Below are 15,750 nucleotides of genomic sequence, written 5' to 3'. Positions count from 1 at the left end.
GATGCGCCTGCCCAACCATACCGCCTACCCCACATTGAAAAGCCGTTTCAGTGCCAAAGAGCTAAGGGAGATTTATACCCCCAATCAAGATGAATTAAGTCTGATAAAAACGTTCCGTAAACCGACATTAAAAGTAGGCTTCATATTACATCTGAAGCTGTATCAGCGTCTCGGTTACGTGCTTCCTTTGCGGCGGGTACCGAAACAACTCCTCCGTTTCATCAACCGGCAAGTACCGATGGCCCCCGACCTGGCTCGTGAGCAACTGCTGAGCTATGACCACTCCACGTCCCGTCATCGCCATATACAAACCATCCGCGACTACCTGAATATTCGTCTGTTGCCCAAGGAAGGTGAAGCCTGGCTGCTTCGCGTTGCTAAGGAGGCTGCCACTACAAAGGAAGTCGTAGAAGATATCATCAATGTATTGCTTGAGGAACTGGTCCGACACCGCTATGAATTACCCGGCTTGCCTTATCTCATGCGCATCGCCAGGCAAGCCAGGAATCATGTAAATAAAACGTGTTATATGATGATCACATCCAAATTAAACAGCATCAGTCGTACACGTATTGATGAGCTTCTTCAGCCACCTGGCCGGGACAGCTATAGCGCATGGCATGTCTTAAAACGTGAGCCCAAGAAACCGAGTAACAAAGAAATGAGACGCTATTTGCAGCATGTGATATGGCTGCAAGAACTTAGTGAGCAAATGCCGCCGTTTTCAATTCCCATCGTCAAATTAAAACAGTTTACGCTTGAAGCCAGAGCACTGAACGTCAAAGAGATGAATGATCTGACGCCGATAAAGCGCGATGCACTGGCAGTGATCCTGATCCGTAGCCAGCATGGTAAGGCTCTTGATGATGTCGCCGACATTTTTGTCAAAATCGTCCGTAACATGCATCATACTGCACAGACGCGATTACGGGATTATATTCTGGAACACCAGAAACGTGCCGATGAACTGATTGGGAAATTCACGGATGTGTTGGTTGCCTGGCAGCAGGAGCAGTCACGCTCTGGTCGCTATACCGCGTTGCAGACGCTTATCGATCCGCAAGCGGAACAGTTGCTGACACAATGTTTTGAGCATATCGCTTATGCCGGTAACAACTATTTCCCTTTCATGCTGGAAGGATACCGCCAAAAACGGGCTATCTTATTCAGCTGTCTCGATATCTTACCATTGCGCAGTACCAGTAATGATAAGAGCACCGAAACCTTGCTGGTGCTCTTACGGGCATTGCAGAAGTCACGTTCAGAATATGTGAGTCAGGGACATGTTCATCAGATCCTTGGTGAGACTCTTCATCCCGACTGGTTTGGTCATAAATGGTGGAAATTGATCACTACCGAAGCGCAAGAGCCCGACTTATTGCATCGGAAGTACCTCGAACTGGCGATATTTTCAATCCTGAAACAGGAGCTCAGTTCCGGAGATATTTATATCCAGAATAGCGGCCAGTATGATGACTACCGGGAGCAACTTGTCGATGATGACGTATTATCACAAGAACTGCCCGAGTATTGTGCCCAAGTTGAGTTGCCATTGGACGATGCACAGTACTTCATTAACCAGTTGGAAGCCTGGCTAACTGCACAGGCAAGACAGGTCGATGATGGATTTCCACACAATGTGTACGCCGACATACAGCAGGACCGGTTGGTGCTACGTAAAAAGAAAAGTGAGAAACCCAGCCAAGCTCTAATCGCCATTGATGAACTACTGGCAGGGAGGCTGACGGTTACCAGTATTATGGATATCCTGACCGATACGGAAATGTGGCTTGACTTGCACCGTTACTTTTATCCACATTCCGGACACCAAGCCAAAATCGAGCAATCCGAGATGCGCTTTATTACGACGCTCTTTTGCTATGGTTGCAATTTGGGGCCATCCCAAACCGCACGTTCAATTAAAGGCATTGACCGACGACAGATAGCATGGATGAACCTCAAGCACGCGTCTGAAGAAAAGATCGATAAGGCCATTACACGCGTCATTAACGCTTACAATAAATTGGATTTACCTCGCTATTGGGGTACGGGGCAAAGTGCATCAGCGGATGGCACGAAATGGGAGCTATACGAGCAGAATCTAATGTCAGAGTACCACATCCGTTATGGAGGGTATGGCGGCATAGTTTATTACCATGTATCAGACAAATACATCGCTTTGTTCAGCCATTTTATACCTTGTGGCGTGTATGAAGGTATCTACATTCTGGACGCGCTGGCTGGCAACACGTCTGATATCCAACCCGATACGTTACATGGTGACACCCAGGCGCAGAGTTATCCGGTGTTTGGTTTGTCTTATTTACTGGGGATCAATCTGATGCCTCGCATCCGTAATGTACATGATTTACGCCTGTATCGTCCTAATAAACAAACGCGTTATCAGCATATAGACAGCCTGTTTCATGAAGCGATTAACTTCGGGATTATTAAAACGCACTTGCCGGACATGATCCGAGTGGCGATTTCCATTAAACGGGGAAAAATTACCGCATCGACAGTGTTAAGACGATTGGGCACCCATAGCCGTAAGAATAGACTGTACTTTGCATTTAGGGAATTAGGGAAGGTAGTCAGAACCTTTTTTCTGTTGCGCTATATTGACGAAATCGAATTGCGACAAACCATCCATGCCGCTACAAATAAGAGTGAGGAGTTCAATAATTTTACCAAATGGCTGTTCTTCGGCGGAGACGGCATCATTGCAGAAAATGTGCGTCATGAGCAACGAAAAATAGTAAAATACAATCAACTCGTCGCCAATATGGTCATACTGCACAACACAGACAGGATGACAAAAGTACTTCGACAGCTCTCCGATGAGGGCGTTGAGATAACGCAAGAGGTTTTAGCAGGGATGTCACCTTACAGAACGTCACATATCAATCGATTCGGTGATTATACGCTAGATTTAAAGCGAAAAATTGAGCCTCTCGACCTTGATACTAAAATTTTACCCAAATCGGATGGTGAAGAGCATTAATTGTTAAATTCAATAAGTTACGGTATTATTTGGTGTTTTTTTTAAGAATACTTGCCAACCCTCATTTACTACTGTACGTTTGGATAGCGAAAATTAAGGATCGAACTCTGATATTGAAGATCCTTTGTCTATAAATTTTCGATGTTTTTTAACCTGGATAGGTTTCCTATATCGGTGATGCTGATTAAATAAGTTTTAAAAAAATACAAGTATGGTGCCGTAAAATTCCTCTTAAAGTAAATGTTAACTGCACAACCCCAAAGAGATAAAACGCCTGATGGAGTGTTTCGGTATTTATACCGTTTGGTCGCTGCTATGTTCATTCCGCATTTAAAAAATGCAGTGGGTAACGAACATAGCAACCGGGAAAAAGAGTGAACGAGACATTAGTCAGGAAGTTTTACTCGATAAACCTCAAAGTGCATATTGCTTACGTCTTTACCGGCATCCTGAATTTTACTATTGGTATAATACAGATAATTATTGTAAATACTAAAGGTATCCGCCCAGTTCACTGCCTCGCCTTCTACCAAGGTGCGTAAATCATGTGCGGGAGTTAAATATTGTACCTGTTGTTTTTCAAGATCAGCTAAATATAAATTACCGCGTTTATCCAATATCATTCCGTCCGGCGCGCCTGTCTTTGCGACTTCCCATATAGCCTTATTCGCTATATCGCCACCTTGTTTAATATCGGCGGTATTTATCGCATAAAGCGTATAGCCTGATAGCGCATGATAATAGAGTGTATCGTTGTAGGTATCCAATGCTATGCCATCGGATTGTACCTGCATGGTGAAGGCTTTGCCCTGGATATTCAACGTCTGGACCTGCGCTCTGGTACTGTGGTGATTGTCTAATATACGATAGCTACTATCGTCGTTAAGGTTGTACACCACCAGCCCGGCGTGGGCAGAATCTGTCATATAGACCCGGTTCGTTTTATGGTCTATGCGTAAATCGTTAATATAAGAATCTTGATGATAAGCCTGGGCTGATAATGTAAGCACCTTCTCAACTTTATCGGTGTTCAGGTCTATTACAAATATGCGCGGGGCATCCTTTACCTGCTGGAATTTAGGATTTCGAGTATCTAAAACATATAATTTATCATTACTGGCCACCACTGATTGTACTGCTAAAAAGCAATCATCCCGAACATCACTGTTTGCCACACATTGATTGTAGGCGTTGTCAGGGTAAGGAGTGAACTTATCAGTGGACTTATTAATGCGCGCTACGGCAAACGAGACGCCATCCCGCCAATTTGGAGCATTAACAAAAATATCGCCTTGGTTACTAACAGTTACGCCGGTAATTTGGGTGCCTTTTACAACAGCAACTTGCTCAGCATCAGCCGCATAAGTGACATTCGTCGAGCTAAAGGTAAATACGGTAGCGGCTATCGCAGATAATAGTTTCATAAGTTGTCTTTATTGGTCAGCAGAGCACTGGTTACGAGAGTGAGCGGTTAAAAGTGCAATAAAGCAAAGTCGGTAGCCTTAGCCTCCGCACTATTGATTAATGCTCAGTATGTTAACCGCACTATTATGGTTATTACCGTTAACATACGTGACTTAGACAGGCTTTGGTAGGCCTGGGCTACGTGCACCTGCGCAGCGCTTAGAACAGTATTTTACCTGGGGCCAGTTCTTTGCCCATTTTTTACGCCAGGAAAATGGACGGCAGCAAACCGGACAAATTTTAGACGGTAACTCAGACTTCTTCATTTTTGCTGATTTTTGTCAAAAATGCTGTAGCCTCATCGCGCAAAGCTGCAATTTTATCTGGTCCCATCCTTTCGAAGCTTTTATAAATCAAGGCCATGCGGGGATTGGATCTTAGTACATGTTGATGAACATCAATAAAACGCCAGTAGAGATAATTAAACGGGCAGGCGTTATCACCGGTTTTCTTCGAAACACTGTAACCACAGTTTTTGCAATAATCCGACATTTTATTGATATAACTGCCACTAGAGATGTATGGCTTACTGGCAAGCTTACCGCCGTCTGCGTACAGTATCATACCGGCAACATTAGGTAGCTCCACCCACTCATAGGCGTCGGCGTACACGAGCAAATACCACTGTTGTACCGCTTCAGGCGCAAGTTCACATAGCAACGCAAAATTACCCAGTACCATTAGCCGTTGGATATGGTGCGCATATGCGTGCTGTCTGGTATCGGTTATACACTGACGTAAACAGTTCATATTGGTATAGCCGTGCCAAAAGAAGTCTGGTAGCGCGCGGCGCGCATTAAAATAGTTATCGTGTTTCAGTTCGGGCATAAAGTGCCAATAATAGCCTCGAACGAACTCACGCCAACCCAGAATTTGCCGGATAAACCCTTCGACCGAATTTAACGGCGCTTCGCCCGTATGATACGCAGTTTCAGCCTGTTCAATAACTTCGCCAGGGGTTAACAACCCACAATTTATGTAAAAGGAAATATGCGAGTGAAACAGCCAGGGCATATTGTGTCGCATGGCATCCTGATATTGCCCGAAATCAGGTAATCGCTGGGCAATAAATTCATTTAATACTTGCAACGCCTGTTGGCGCGTTACCGCATAATGAAACTGGGTACTCTCGCCAAAGTGGTCTGCGAATGTTTCGTCCACCAGCGCGATAACCTGCCGGGTGATGTCATCTGGTTCAAACCGGGTAGGCGCAGGAGGCTGCACGGTCACAGGCATAGGTTCACGATTACTGCTGTCAAAATTCCATTTACCACCTATAGGGCCGCCCTGTTCCATTAAGATACCGGTTTTCTTACGCATTTCCCGGTAAAAAAACTCCATGCGTAATATTTTTCTGTCTTGCGCCCAATACCTAAAATCCTGTTTAGTCGATAAGAACCGGCAGTCAGGTAATAGGGTAACCGGACAGTCCAGTTGCTCGGCCCAGCGCTGCATAGCATCAAGTAACCGGTATTCCCCCGGCTCGGTTACCACCACGCTATGGCAGTGATATGCCGCCTTCGCCGCTTGCACCTCTGCTAACAGCGAGCCTTTATTATCGTAGTCATCATATTTACGATAATGCACCTTAAAACCGTCTTGGCGCAGCGTACTGGCAAAATGACGCATGGCCGAAAATAGCAAAATGATTTTCTTTTTATGGTGTTTTACGTAAGTTGCTTCTTCTTTTACTTCAGCCAGTAAAATAACGTCGCTTTGACGGTTCGCTTCGGTTAACACAGGTAATGTGCGAGTGAGTTGGTCCCCTAGTATTAAGCGAAGCGTGCCCGCCATGTTTATTTTCCCTTTATCTCATCAAACGTATCCAGTGCCCTACGCCGGCTTTGCTTTAAGTCAACCAATGGCTCGGGATAATCCTTACCCAGCGTAATACCAGCTTCTTTCAGCACTTCGGGCTTCGCCTCCCATGGCTTATGCAAAAATTTGTCAGGCAGGCTTTTAAGTTCAGGGCAATAGTGGCGAACATACTCTCCTTGTTTATCAAATTTCTCGCCTTGTAAAACCGGATTAAAAACTCTGAAATAAGGTGCAGCATCTGCTCCTGAACCGGCCACCCATTGCCATCCGGCAGTATTGCTGGCCAGATCGGCATCAACCAGGCAATCCCAGAACCATTGCTCGCCCTGTTGCCAGTGCATAAGCAGATTTTTAACCAGAAAGGAGCCTACAATCATTCTTACCCGATTATGTATCCAGCCGGTTTGCCATAACTGCCGCATGCCCGCATCAACAATAGGAATACCCGTTTTCCCCTGCTGCCATGCAACCAATTCGGTTTCACTGTACCGCCAGTTGAAGTGGTTAAATTTTTCATTAAAGTTTTCTTCAACAAAGTGCGGAAAGTGAAACATTAGGTAATAACTGAATTCCCGCCAGCCCAACTCGCTTAAATACGTCTCAATGCTTTTATTCTCTTGATCGCCATACTTACCTTTTATGGCATACCAAATCTGATTAGGCGAGATTTCGCCCCAATGTAAGTGAGGTGAAAGCCTGGATGTACCTTCTACCCCTGGTATGTCTCGCTCACTGTGGTAATACTCCACCGGTTCGCTCAAGAAGGCACTTAAGCGGTCTGCAGCGCCTTCTTCACCAGGTTGCCACAGGCTGTCGATGGTGTCGTACCAGTTTATTGAAGGCAGAAGTTCCAGTTCGGCCAACGCGACGCCTTTATGGGGCACATCAGCGTAGGTAATACGGCCCGGAGGGGCTTTGGGATAGCGTGGCTCGGGGGCCTGCAAACATCCCTTTTTATAGTAAGGGGTGAATACTTTGTAGGGGCCACCGTCCTTTTTAGCAATGGTCATGGGTTCCCACAGTAAACTTCCATTAAAACTATGTACCTGAATACTGCTGTTTTTAAGTGTTTGTTTTAGCTTTTTATCACGTTTAACCGACCAGGGCTCATAGCAGCGATTCCAAAAGATACGATCAACTTCAAAGTGCTCAAGTAATTGGGGGATTAGTTCACCGGCATTGCCACGAAACAACTGCAGGTGCCCGTTTAGTCGCTCATTTAACTGCGCTAAAGACTGATGCAGCCACCATGCTGAAGCTTCACCGGGCAGATGGTCTTGTGGCGCAGCAGTATCGTGGATATAAATCGGGATTATTTTACCTTCATCGCACGCTGCATTAAGTGCCGGATTGTCTTTAACCCGCAAGTCTTTTCTGAACCACATCAGGCTTACTGGTACGGTCACGCTTACCTCTTTAGTAATGGTCTTTGTAGTGCTGGTATACGTAATATGGGTTTATTTGATCTCATTGCCGGTGACGATGTTCGCTCTACCTTCTGCAGAATTATACTGTAATTACCGGCATTTACGGCCAGAAGATATGCCGTCATTACGTAAACTTAATGATCAGTCAAATGAACAGCCAGATGTTGTGCTACCAGTAGGTTTTACCGAGCCGACAGGCTTACAAGGTTCTGATCTATGCGGGTATAGCAAGGGTAAATACTGCTGGACAGGCATTTGCCACGGTGTAGCTGGACTGCAAGCTTGCTTCGGCGCATTAAGCCCTCACCGCCCCAGGCGAATAATAATCTCGCTACGCTGTATTCACTTATTGCGCAGGCCCAATCTCCCTCTCGCCACAACCTATTATTTACAGACCAGGATAGTTTACTATTTACCGTATACAACAAAACTATTTGAACTTAGCCATTGCCTTCACTGCGGCGCAGAGTTTCGGCATCCGCAACATAGTGTCTTCAAGGGGCCCGTTGCCTGGCGTCTTGTTTACAGGTCTGCAGTAATATGACACCTGCGCCCTCCCCTCAAGCGATTAATGTGGTGTGGCTGAAACGCGACCTGCGTCTGCGGGACCACACGCCGCTGGTTCACGTTTCGTACTTGGATACGCCAGTATTGCTGTTGTATATCATCGAGCCCATGCTGCTTGACGATCCACACTATAGCGACCGCCATTGGCAGTTTATACGCCAAAGCATCGAGGATTTAAATCAACAGCTTGCAAATGTGGGCAGTCGCGTATCTGTGATGTTTGGCGAGGCGTGTGAGGTACTCGATACCCTGCATGCGCAGTATAGTATTGCTGGTTTGTACTCCTATGTTGAAATCGGTCTGAATAACACCTATTTACGCGACCAACACGTAGCTCGGTGGTGCCAGTGTAACGAGGTAAGTTGGCAGCAATTCGCTTATGGCGCAATTCAGCGCGGGCTGTCTCAGCGCACACACTGGAGCCGCCACTGGGAAACCTATTATCAACAACCTTGTGATGATGTTCCAATGACCTCTATAACATGGGCTGCGCCTCTACCAGACGATCAGCTACACCAACTGCGTAATCTGGCTATGCCGCAGTTTCAGGCAGGCGGTGAAAAAAGAGGATGGTATACGCTCAAAGACTTTTTTAAGCAGCGCGGGGTTAACTATCAGCGTCATATATCTGTGCCACAAGCTTCGAGACTATCATGTACCCGGCTAAGCCCCTATCTGGCATTTGGCAATTTATCGGTGCGTCAGGTATATCAATATGTGCAATATATCTTACACCAACGCCCAAGCTGGTATAAGCCGCTTACCGCGTTAAGTTCACGACTGGCCTGGCATGACCATTTCATTCAAAAATTTGAAAGTGAATGCCAAATGGAATTTCGTGCTATCAATACCGCCTACGCAGAATATCCTTATGCAGATGGCCCCTGGGCCGACTATGCGTTGCGACACTGGGCGCAAGGCACCACCGGGTTACCCTTAGTGGATGCCTGTATGCGCGCACTACGGGCCACTGGCTACCTGAACTTTCGCATGCGGGCTATGGTGACCAGCGTAGCGTGTCATTGGCTAAATCTGGATTGGCGCAAACCGGCCGAATATCTGGCCACGCAGTTTTTAGATTTTGAACCCGGCATTCATTATCCGCAAATCCAAATGCAGGCTGGGGTAACCGGTACTAATACTATTCGTCTATACAATCCACTCAAACAATCTCGCGAGCTAGACCCTGACGGCACGTTTATTCGTCGGTGGGTGCCTGAGCTGGCCCCCTTAGCTAACGAACAGTTACATGCGCCATGGGCTATTCCTGCGCTAACCCGTCAACTGGAAAATATTGAGCTTCCCGCGTGTTATACAAAACCCTTGATTGATATTGATGCACAATACCGTTTAATACGTAGCCGGTTGTGGGATTTCCGTGAGCGTGACGAAGTCAAAGCCGAAGCTCAGCGTATTATTGCCACCCATACGCTGCCCCACCGTCAACCTTAACGATTGTGATCTTTTAGCCATTCATTGAGTAGCTTTACCTGCCCGCATTTGTACGAGGCATACATTAATCGAATCGCGTTGCTTACCATATCATTATCGCTCCAGCCGGTTTTTTCACGAATGTCTTCATAGCACTGCATTGCTTCAGGACTTACATAGCCCCTTATCAGCTTTTTACCGGACGCTTTTTGTTTATCTCGAAAACGCCGCTGCTTCTGTGCGTTCGCATAGGGGTTAAATTTCTTCTTTTGCACCATACACTTCCCCACTTGTCATCATAATGTCAGTGTAGCATGGCAAAAATTGATCAATAAATCACTGTTCAGAGTTGTTTAGCGTACAAGTGTTCGCTAAATTATGCCACTGACATTTTTAAGTAGAAGAGAGTATATGTCCGATAAACAACATAGCTTTGACCGCGATGAACTATTGACCTGTAGCCAGGGTGAACTTTTTGGGCCTGGAAACGCCCAGTTACCCGCCCCTAATATGCTGATGATGGACCGTATTGTGTCAATCTCGGAAGAAGGTGGTACCTATGGTAAGGGTGAAATTGTGGCCGAATTAGATATTAATCCGGATTTATGGTTCTTCAAATGTCACTTCCCTGGGGACCCTGTTATGCCGGGTTGTCTTGGATTAGATGCGATGTGGCAACTAGTCGGCTTCTTTTTGGGCTGGTGTGACGGACCGGGCAAAGGACGCGCTCTGGGTGTAGGCGAAGTGAAATTTACTGGGCAAATTTTGCCAACGGCGAAAAAAGTCACTTATCGCATTAACATGAAACGTGTTATTAAGCGCAAACTGTTCATGGGGCAGGCTGATGGTACAGTCGAGGTTGACGGCCGCGAAATCTACAGCGCGAAAGATTTGAAAGTAGGATTGTTTCAGGATACATCGAATTTTTGATTATAAAGCCCCGGCCGTGCCGGGGCTTAAATCCACATCAAAGAGATTTGTTAACGAACGGAGAGGCCTATCTGCCTGTCTCCTACTGCTTCACGCCATCCTCCTAACCACTGCGACCTTGTGTCAAAGGACTGAAATGGACAGTTTTCTTTCGAGCGACCGCTGATTCCAGCCTGATACCCTTTTGCATGGGCGCGAGTCAATTTGTCTCTTTTTTGTCGTTTCATCGAATAGCCTCTTGTGTAGGTTAACGCGCGGGTAAGCTTCAGGCACTTCAAAGCAAAATTTTAGGTAAGTACTGATTTCTTATCCGCACCTATCTTTGATAGCTAACCCTTGCGGAAGGTTCAAGACATTTTCATAAATAATTCTCTTGACATGACGCAATAAACTGAAAAACAAGCTAATTTAAGATTACACTTTTTTTGCATAACTGTTGCAGTTTTTAGACAAAGCAAACATAACCTTAGGTTTATTGCTCATACCTGCTCACTCCCCCGATTATTCACCTGGCCGGTTGGGCCTATCCGGTACTACCATTTCGCACAAAAACCGAAGTCAGAGATAGGAATGCCCTTAGCATTCCTATCTACCAGTGGCAGCGCCCAGCCGTTCCCATGGGCTTCGTTACTGAACATCAGCATCAGGCAAACCTATCCAGGTTGTCTGGCATAAAGCACGTACAGGCTAGCTATAGCGTTATAGTTCACCAGACGCCTGCAACGCATATACGGCAAAGCTTCCCAGCCAATGGGTACCTTCATAATTGCCATCCACAATCGCAGGCAATGAATGGCGAACATGAGCATCAGCCACAGTGCGTAAATGTCTATAGGTGTCCGGGAATTCATCCGCTAAGCCATATAACACCCATGCCCGGCTAAAGTTCAAGCCATCAAGGTGAACCAGCTTGCCATCGGTACGATCGCTTACCCGCGCCGGAGATAAAGTGAAGTCAGTCTTAGCTAATTGAGGTAAAAACCTAGAAGCCCACTGAACAAATTCCTCTTTGGGCAGCACCTTACGCATAATATCCAATTCCTGTAGGCAGGCTGACAAAAAGTCAAAACCATTAGGCTCCCAGGCTAAAGGACACTGTTTATCTGCTGCGAACCAGTCTTTGGCACGTTGAGTGATGAGGGTGCGAAGCGGCTTATTCTCTACCGTGCTGGCATAGTCATACGCCAATGATAGGGCGAAGGCGGTGTTAGGGTGTTCACCAGTCCGAATTGGATAAACCAGTTTAGGCAGAAAATTCGCGTACTTTTGTTCCATAAGCGTGGTTAACGGCTGCAGATTTTTAAGCAGCTTAGCGGCTAAGGGATCGTTCCACTGATGCAGCTCTTCGCTGAGTTTTAATAGCCAGGCCCAGCCATAAGTGCGCTCGTAGGTACTATTATGCGGTAAGCCGAAATAAGCCACTTCAGCTTCAATTTTCGCTTTAGTGAGGTTTTTCTCCAGGGTATCGCGAATTTGTTGTTGATTAGATAAGTCCGGAAAGTGGCGTAACAGATTTACCATCATCCAATGCCCATGTACGCTTGAGTGCCAGTCAAAACACCCATAAAAGGCGGGATGAAGCGCTTTAGGGCCTTTTAGCTGGCTGGCATCTGCCAACACCTGATTAAGCTTATTAGGATACTCTACCTCAGTACAATGCAAAGGCATGGCGGCCAATCGGTTGGCTTCCTGAAGAGTCAATTGTGGCGTATTGGCCTGTGCGGGTGCGCCGAACATTATGGCTGAAGCAACCAAAGTACTTACACCAATTGTTTTTATCATTTGGAGGTCCTTTTGAGGAAGCAATTACGAAGAAAGCGCATTTGCTTATAGATAACATCGCCTACCTATTATGTCTCACATTCGATAACCAGGTAAACCCGCCTCCCCTATGTCAAATAAGCATTGCAAATGTAAATGTAAATGTAAATACTGAAATAACATTTTAAAATAACAATCCAAGGCAATATACAAACTAAAAATGCCATGCTACTTAGCGCCACACGCTAACGCCTCTTCCCGTTTTTCAAATTTACTGAATACAATACAGCAATGTTGATTCTATTCCCTTTTGCAAAACATTAGATAAAAGGCATGTGCTTCATTGCAGCATTTAAAATTTTAAACATTTAATTTACACGTTGCAGAAAATAAGACGTATTTATAAACGAACAGCGCCCTATAACCCTGTAAATATTACATGGTAAAGTGCGTAATATTTACTATTTATAACCGCATTTTACACTGACTTACTAATTTACTCGACAGTTTGATTTTTTACTGTCACAAAAATATAATATAGCTAAATGAATCAGAAACGCTGTTTCATTAAATTTATTATTCATGGATGATTCATGGCTAAAATTCTACAGTTATCAGATTCTCAATTAATTTCCAGCGGTTCAAATCGTAAATGTTATTATCACCCGACGGATGCAAGTCTGTGCGTGAAGGTATTACATGCCAGTAGCCCAAAGAAATCGCAAACGCGGGAAATAGACTACTTTTCTGTCCTTAAATCCCGGGGGATCTCATGGGAGATGATTGCCCAATTACATGAGGTAGTGGAGACAAGTGAAGGTACTGGTGTCGTTTTCGACTTAGTGCAGGATTATGATGGGAGCGTCTCAAAGACGCTGGGGTATTACCTGGCTCAGGATAATCCTGCAATCAACAAAGTTGCAGTTGAAAAGCTGGGTGAGCTTATTGAATACCTGGTAAACGAAAATATCATTTTTCGAGACCTGATCAGCGAAAATGTGGGCTTAAAGCGAGCTCAAGATAATACTTTCACACCTGTGGTGGTGGATGGGATTGGCCATAATGACTTCATCCCGTTATGTACCTATGTAAAATTCTTTGGTAGAAAAAAGAATTTAAGAAAATGGCATCGGGAAAAATACAATTGGTTCAGTGATTATAAAAACGTCCGTGACGACATTTATAGCATCGCTACACAGCATAGTTAAACTAAGGTGAAAGTGGCTTTTTCGCTTTTTTATACAGAGTGTGAGTAGCAAAGGGGCGCGAGCAGTAATCTTCTTCAGGTTGGCGCTGTCATAGCAATAAGATGTAAGAGCAGCGAAGATAGCTGATCTCTTAATATAGCTTTGAAAAGCTGGCTAAGCGATGACACGCTCCATAATCCTTATAACGTAAAAGTCTCTATAAATTTATGGGCATTAACTGCAGTCCATTATAGCCTCATGGCCATTATGCAATGCTGTGTGCCTTATTGTGTGGCTTATTGTATAACAAGCGCATAATGCAGCGGAAGATGCGTGGTGTTTTCGTGCTTAGCCAATAACCGTATGTTTTTCATTAAAAAAGGCCACACAAAATGGGTGGCCTTTTTAGCGACTACTTTACGTTATTTTTTGGCAAGAAAAGTGGCAGCTTTGCTAACCATTTTTCGACGCCATACTACTGCGCCAGCCAATAAAGCCAGAATGCTCCATTGGGTAGAAGCACCGCTGCGCTCATAGCCTGCCTCTTCGTCACTGCCTTCATCGTCAATGTCGCACTGTTCAATCTCACCATCGCCGTTGGGGGTAAGTTTGACCGCTACGATAAGATCTTCTTCTTCCTGCTCGCCTGCACTATTGATAACAGCTTCACCATCTACGTAGCGTTGCGGGCGCTGTATTAAAGCATTAGCAATTATTTCATCACTATCGTTAATATCTACGGCCTCAACTAACTCGTATTCGCTATCACAACTGATAAGTGTATTCAGGTCGGTAAGCTCTTCGTCACCTACCGTGTACATAAACGCATGGGTATCGCTAAGCGAGCTTGAACTTGATGTATCCACCTCCGACTTACCGACTACGATGTTATTGTTATTAATAGCATTGGCTTCAGTAGGGGCGTTGGTATAAAAGCCATCAGGATAGACACTTTCGCCGGTATCCAGATTATGTACAAATAACCGGTTACGGCTGACCCCATTAGGCGAGCGATTCACGTACCCTGTTACCCAGTTTTCATCGTTAATAGCAATGGCAGAACTATTATTATTTTCGCCGCGCGGCAAAAATTCAGTCGTTTGACCGTCTATCAAAGATACCGCAACGGCTGAGCCTTCGTCAGTTTGAGAAATCCCTACTGCCACGCCCTGATCGTTAATGTCATACGCACGGCCAATCTTTAAACTCAATAACTGATCTTCAGTGGGGTCAAACACCAATGGATAGCTAGTGATGTCTATAACGTTACCAGCCCCGTCTAACTGCCATACAACCGGGCGAATCTGACTCACTTCACGCAAGGGAAAGCGCACTGCGCTTGTTGATGTATTGGAGTCAGTGTAAACAATATCCTGAATACACTTTTCATATGGTATATCCCCGCGCTCTTCATCATCCGCGCAATTTTCTATGGTTTCTATTGCCGCATCGGTAAAACTGGTTGTGGCATAACCAGCCACCTGTAAATTATTGTTAATGCTATACGCTGCTGCGTAGCCATTTAACGTATCATCAGGCGAAGGTAAGCGTATGTGGTTACCGTTGACCTCAACAAAAGCCTGCTCAAGCCCCTCGCTTAGTAAATAGTAAACATCTTCATCGTCTTCGTTGGTGTAATCCAACCGTAAAAACGGGTATGCAGAGGAGCCCACAATATAATCACGACTGATACTGTCGCGAGCTATAGTTTCCACTGAATGGGTATAACGCCCGCTGTCCTCATCGATAACATCCAGGCCCGGCACTAACGAGGCGTCTACCGTATCGGTAACATAACTTCTGAAATTCGTCAGATGCTGAAAGTCATCACTGTTTGTGGCGCTATAGGTCAAGAGCTGGCTAACGATTATCTGATAATCGATAGAAGTAAAATTACCGGCTTCGGCATCTTCCGGGCTTTCGAATGTATTTTCGTAAGCCGCCAGTAAGCCGGAATCTTCCGCCAACTCAAGATCGATGGGTGGGCTGAATTCATTTTTTACGGTCGTTAACATGGCACCGGTATTGTCTATAGACTTCGCAAAATTACTTTTGCCAATATCGGTTACCGGCAAGGGGGTAACGGTATAGGTGGCGGCCAGAGCCGACATACTGCTGGTTGCCATTACAATGGCAGCGGCAAGCTGTGTTCTTTTCATAG

General features: G+C 45.4%; 12 protein-coding genes. 4 read left to right on the top strand and 8 right to left on the bottom strand.

What is annotated here, in order from left to right; all coding sequences use genetic code 11:
• Position 1 precedes the first annotated feature (1 nt).
• Complete coding sequence (locus D0Y50_RS09545) at positions 2-3,004, top strand: Tn3 family transposase (protein ID WP_117318702.1); 3,003 nt, start codon at positions 2-4, stop codon at positions 3,002-3,004.
• Positions 3,005-3,390: 386 nt separating this feature from the next.
• On the opposite strand, the gene D0Y50_RS09540 is transcribed toward D0Y50_RS09545, so the two are convergent.
• From D0Y50_RS09540 to D0Y50_RS09525, 4 genes are all read right to left on the bottom strand, one after another.
• Positions 3,391-4,428, bottom strand: a complete 1,038-nt coding sequence (locus D0Y50_RS09540; RefSeq protein ID WP_117316654.1) for an L-dopachrome tautomerase-related protein — start codon at positions 4,426-4,428, stop codon at positions 3,391-3,393.
• Positions 4,429-4,581: 153 nt separating this feature from the next.
• The gene (locus D0Y50_RS09535; protein WP_108568056.1) at positions 4,582-4,734 is read right to left on the bottom strand and encodes a DUF2256 domain-containing protein; all 153 of its coding nucleotides are present in this window, start codon (positions 4,732-4,734) and stop codon (positions 4,582-4,584) included.
• Positions 4,721-6,262, bottom strand: coding sequence for a cryptochrome/photolyase family protein (locus tag D0Y50_RS09530; protein ID WP_117316652.1), 1,542 nt, complete (start codon positions 6,260-6,262; stop codon positions 4,721-4,723). The genes D0Y50_RS09535 and D0Y50_RS09530 overlap by 14 nt, the downstream gene beginning before the upstream one ends.
• Before the next feature lie 2 nt (positions 6,263-6,264).
• Positions 6,265-7,692: a cryptochrome/photolyase family protein gene (locus D0Y50_RS09525; RefSeq protein WP_108568054.1), complete on the bottom strand. Its 1,428-nt coding sequence runs from the start codon at positions 7,690-7,692 to the stop codon at positions 6,265-6,267.
• Positions 7,693-8,253: 561 nt separating this feature from the next.
• On the opposite strand from D0Y50_RS09525, the gene D0Y50_RS09520 reads away from it, so the two are divergent.
• Positions 8,254-9,732 (top strand): cryptochrome/deoxyribodipyrimidine photo-lyase family protein, encoded by a 1,479-nt coding sequence (locus D0Y50_RS09520; protein ID WP_117316650.1) that lies wholly within the window; start codon positions 8,254-8,256, stop codon positions 9,730-9,732.
• On the opposite strand, the gene D0Y50_RS09515 is transcribed toward D0Y50_RS09520, so the two are convergent.
• Entirely contained in the window at positions 9,729-9,989 is a 261-nt protein-coding gene (locus D0Y50_RS09515) for a hypothetical protein (RefSeq protein WP_108568052.1), read from the bottom strand. The two genes, D0Y50_RS09520 and D0Y50_RS09515, sit on opposite strands and share 4 nt — an antisense overlap.
• A gap of 133 nt (positions 9,990-10,122) precedes the next feature.
• Between D0Y50_RS09515 and fabA the strand changes: the two genes are divergently transcribed.
• The gene (gene fabA, locus D0Y50_RS09510) at positions 10,123-10,641 is read left to right on the top strand and encodes a 3-hydroxyacyl-[acyl-carrier-protein] dehydratase FabA (RefSeq protein WP_108568051.1); all 519 of its coding nucleotides are present in this window, start codon (positions 10,123-10,125) and stop codon (positions 10,639-10,641) included.
• Positions 10,642-10,691: 50 nt separating this feature from the next.
• Here fabA and rmf read toward each other — a convergent pair whose 3' ends face one another.
• Together rmf and D0Y50_RS09500 are read right to left on the bottom strand one after the other, a co-directional pair.
• Entirely contained in the window at positions 10,692-10,868 is a 177-nt protein-coding gene (gene rmf, locus D0Y50_RS09505; protein WP_108568050.1) for a ribosome modulation factor, read from the bottom strand.
• A 472-nt stretch (positions 10,869-11,340) separates the two neighbouring features.
• Entirely contained in the window at positions 11,341-12,423 is a 1,083-nt protein-coding gene (locus D0Y50_RS09500; protein ID WP_117316648.1) for a DUF2891 domain-containing protein, read from the bottom strand.
• Between the two features lie 572 nt (positions 12,424-12,995).
• On the opposite strand from D0Y50_RS09500, the gene D0Y50_RS09495 reads away from it, so the two are divergent.
• A complete protein-coding gene (locus D0Y50_RS09495; RefSeq protein WP_117316646.1) occupies positions 12,996-13,610 on the top strand; it encodes a YrbL family protein in 615 nt (204 codons plus the stop codon).
• Positions 13,611-14,011: 401 nt separating this feature from the next.
• Here the strand turns inward: D0Y50_RS09495 and D0Y50_RS09490 are convergent, their stop codons facing one another.
• Positions 14,012-15,748, bottom strand: a complete 1,737-nt coding sequence (locus D0Y50_RS09490) for a DUF3466 family protein (RefSeq protein WP_117316644.1) — start codon at positions 15,746-15,748, stop codon at positions 14,012-14,014.
• Positions 15,749-15,750: the final 2 nt, after the last annotated feature.

The organism is Salinimonas sediminis (genome assembly GCF_003429285.1).
Classification (GTDB): domain Bacteria; phylum Pseudomonadota; class Gammaproteobacteria; order Enterobacterales; family Alteromonadaceae; genus Alteromonas; species Alteromonas indica.
The sequence above is the reverse complement of the archived record's forward strand: the minus strand, read 5'-3'. Positions and strand labels throughout refer to the sequence as shown.

Excerpts from the sequence above, each read along its gene's own strand:
- D0Y50_RS09545 (WP_117318702.1), top strand. The coding sequence starts at position 2 with ATGCGCCTGCCCAACCATACCGCCTACCCCACATTGAAAAGCCGTTTC.
- D0Y50_RS09540 (WP_117316654.1), bottom strand. The coding sequence starts at position 4,428 with ATGAAACTATTATCTGCGATAGCCGCTACCGTATTTACCTTTAGCTCG.
- D0Y50_RS09535 (WP_108568056.1), bottom strand. The coding sequence starts at position 4,734 with ATGAAGAAGTCTGAGTTACCGTCTAAAATTTGTCCGGTTTGCTGCCGT.
- D0Y50_RS09530 (WP_117316652.1), bottom strand. The coding sequence starts at position 6,262 with ATGGCGGGCACGCTTCGCTTAATACTAGGGGACCAACTCACTCGCACA.
- D0Y50_RS09520 (WP_117316650.1), top strand. The coding sequence starts at position 8,254 with ATGACACCTGCGCCCTCCCCTCAAGCGATTAATGTGGTGTGGCTGAAA.
- D0Y50_RS09515 (WP_108568052.1), bottom strand. The coding sequence starts at position 9,989 with ATGGTGCAAAAGAAGAAATTTAACCCCTATGCGAACGCACAGAAGCAG.
- fabA (WP_108568051.1), top strand. The coding sequence starts at position 10,123 with ATGTCCGATAAACAACATAGCTTTGACCGCGATGAACTATTGACCTGT.
- rmf (WP_108568050.1), bottom strand. The coding sequence starts at position 10,868 with ATGAAACGACAAAAAAGAGACAAATTGACTCGCGCCCATGCAAAAGGG.
- D0Y50_RS09500 (WP_117316648.1), bottom strand. The coding sequence starts at position 12,423 with ATGATAAAAACAATTGGTGTAAGTACTTTGGTTGCTTCAGCCATAATG.
- D0Y50_RS09495 (WP_117316646.1), top strand. The coding sequence starts at position 12,996 with ATGGCTAAAATTCTACAGTTATCAGATTCTCAATTAATTTCCAGCGGT.
- D0Y50_RS09490 (WP_117316644.1), bottom strand. The coding sequence starts at position 15,748 with ATGAAAAGAACACAGCTTGCCGCTGCCATTGTAATGGCAACCAGCAGT.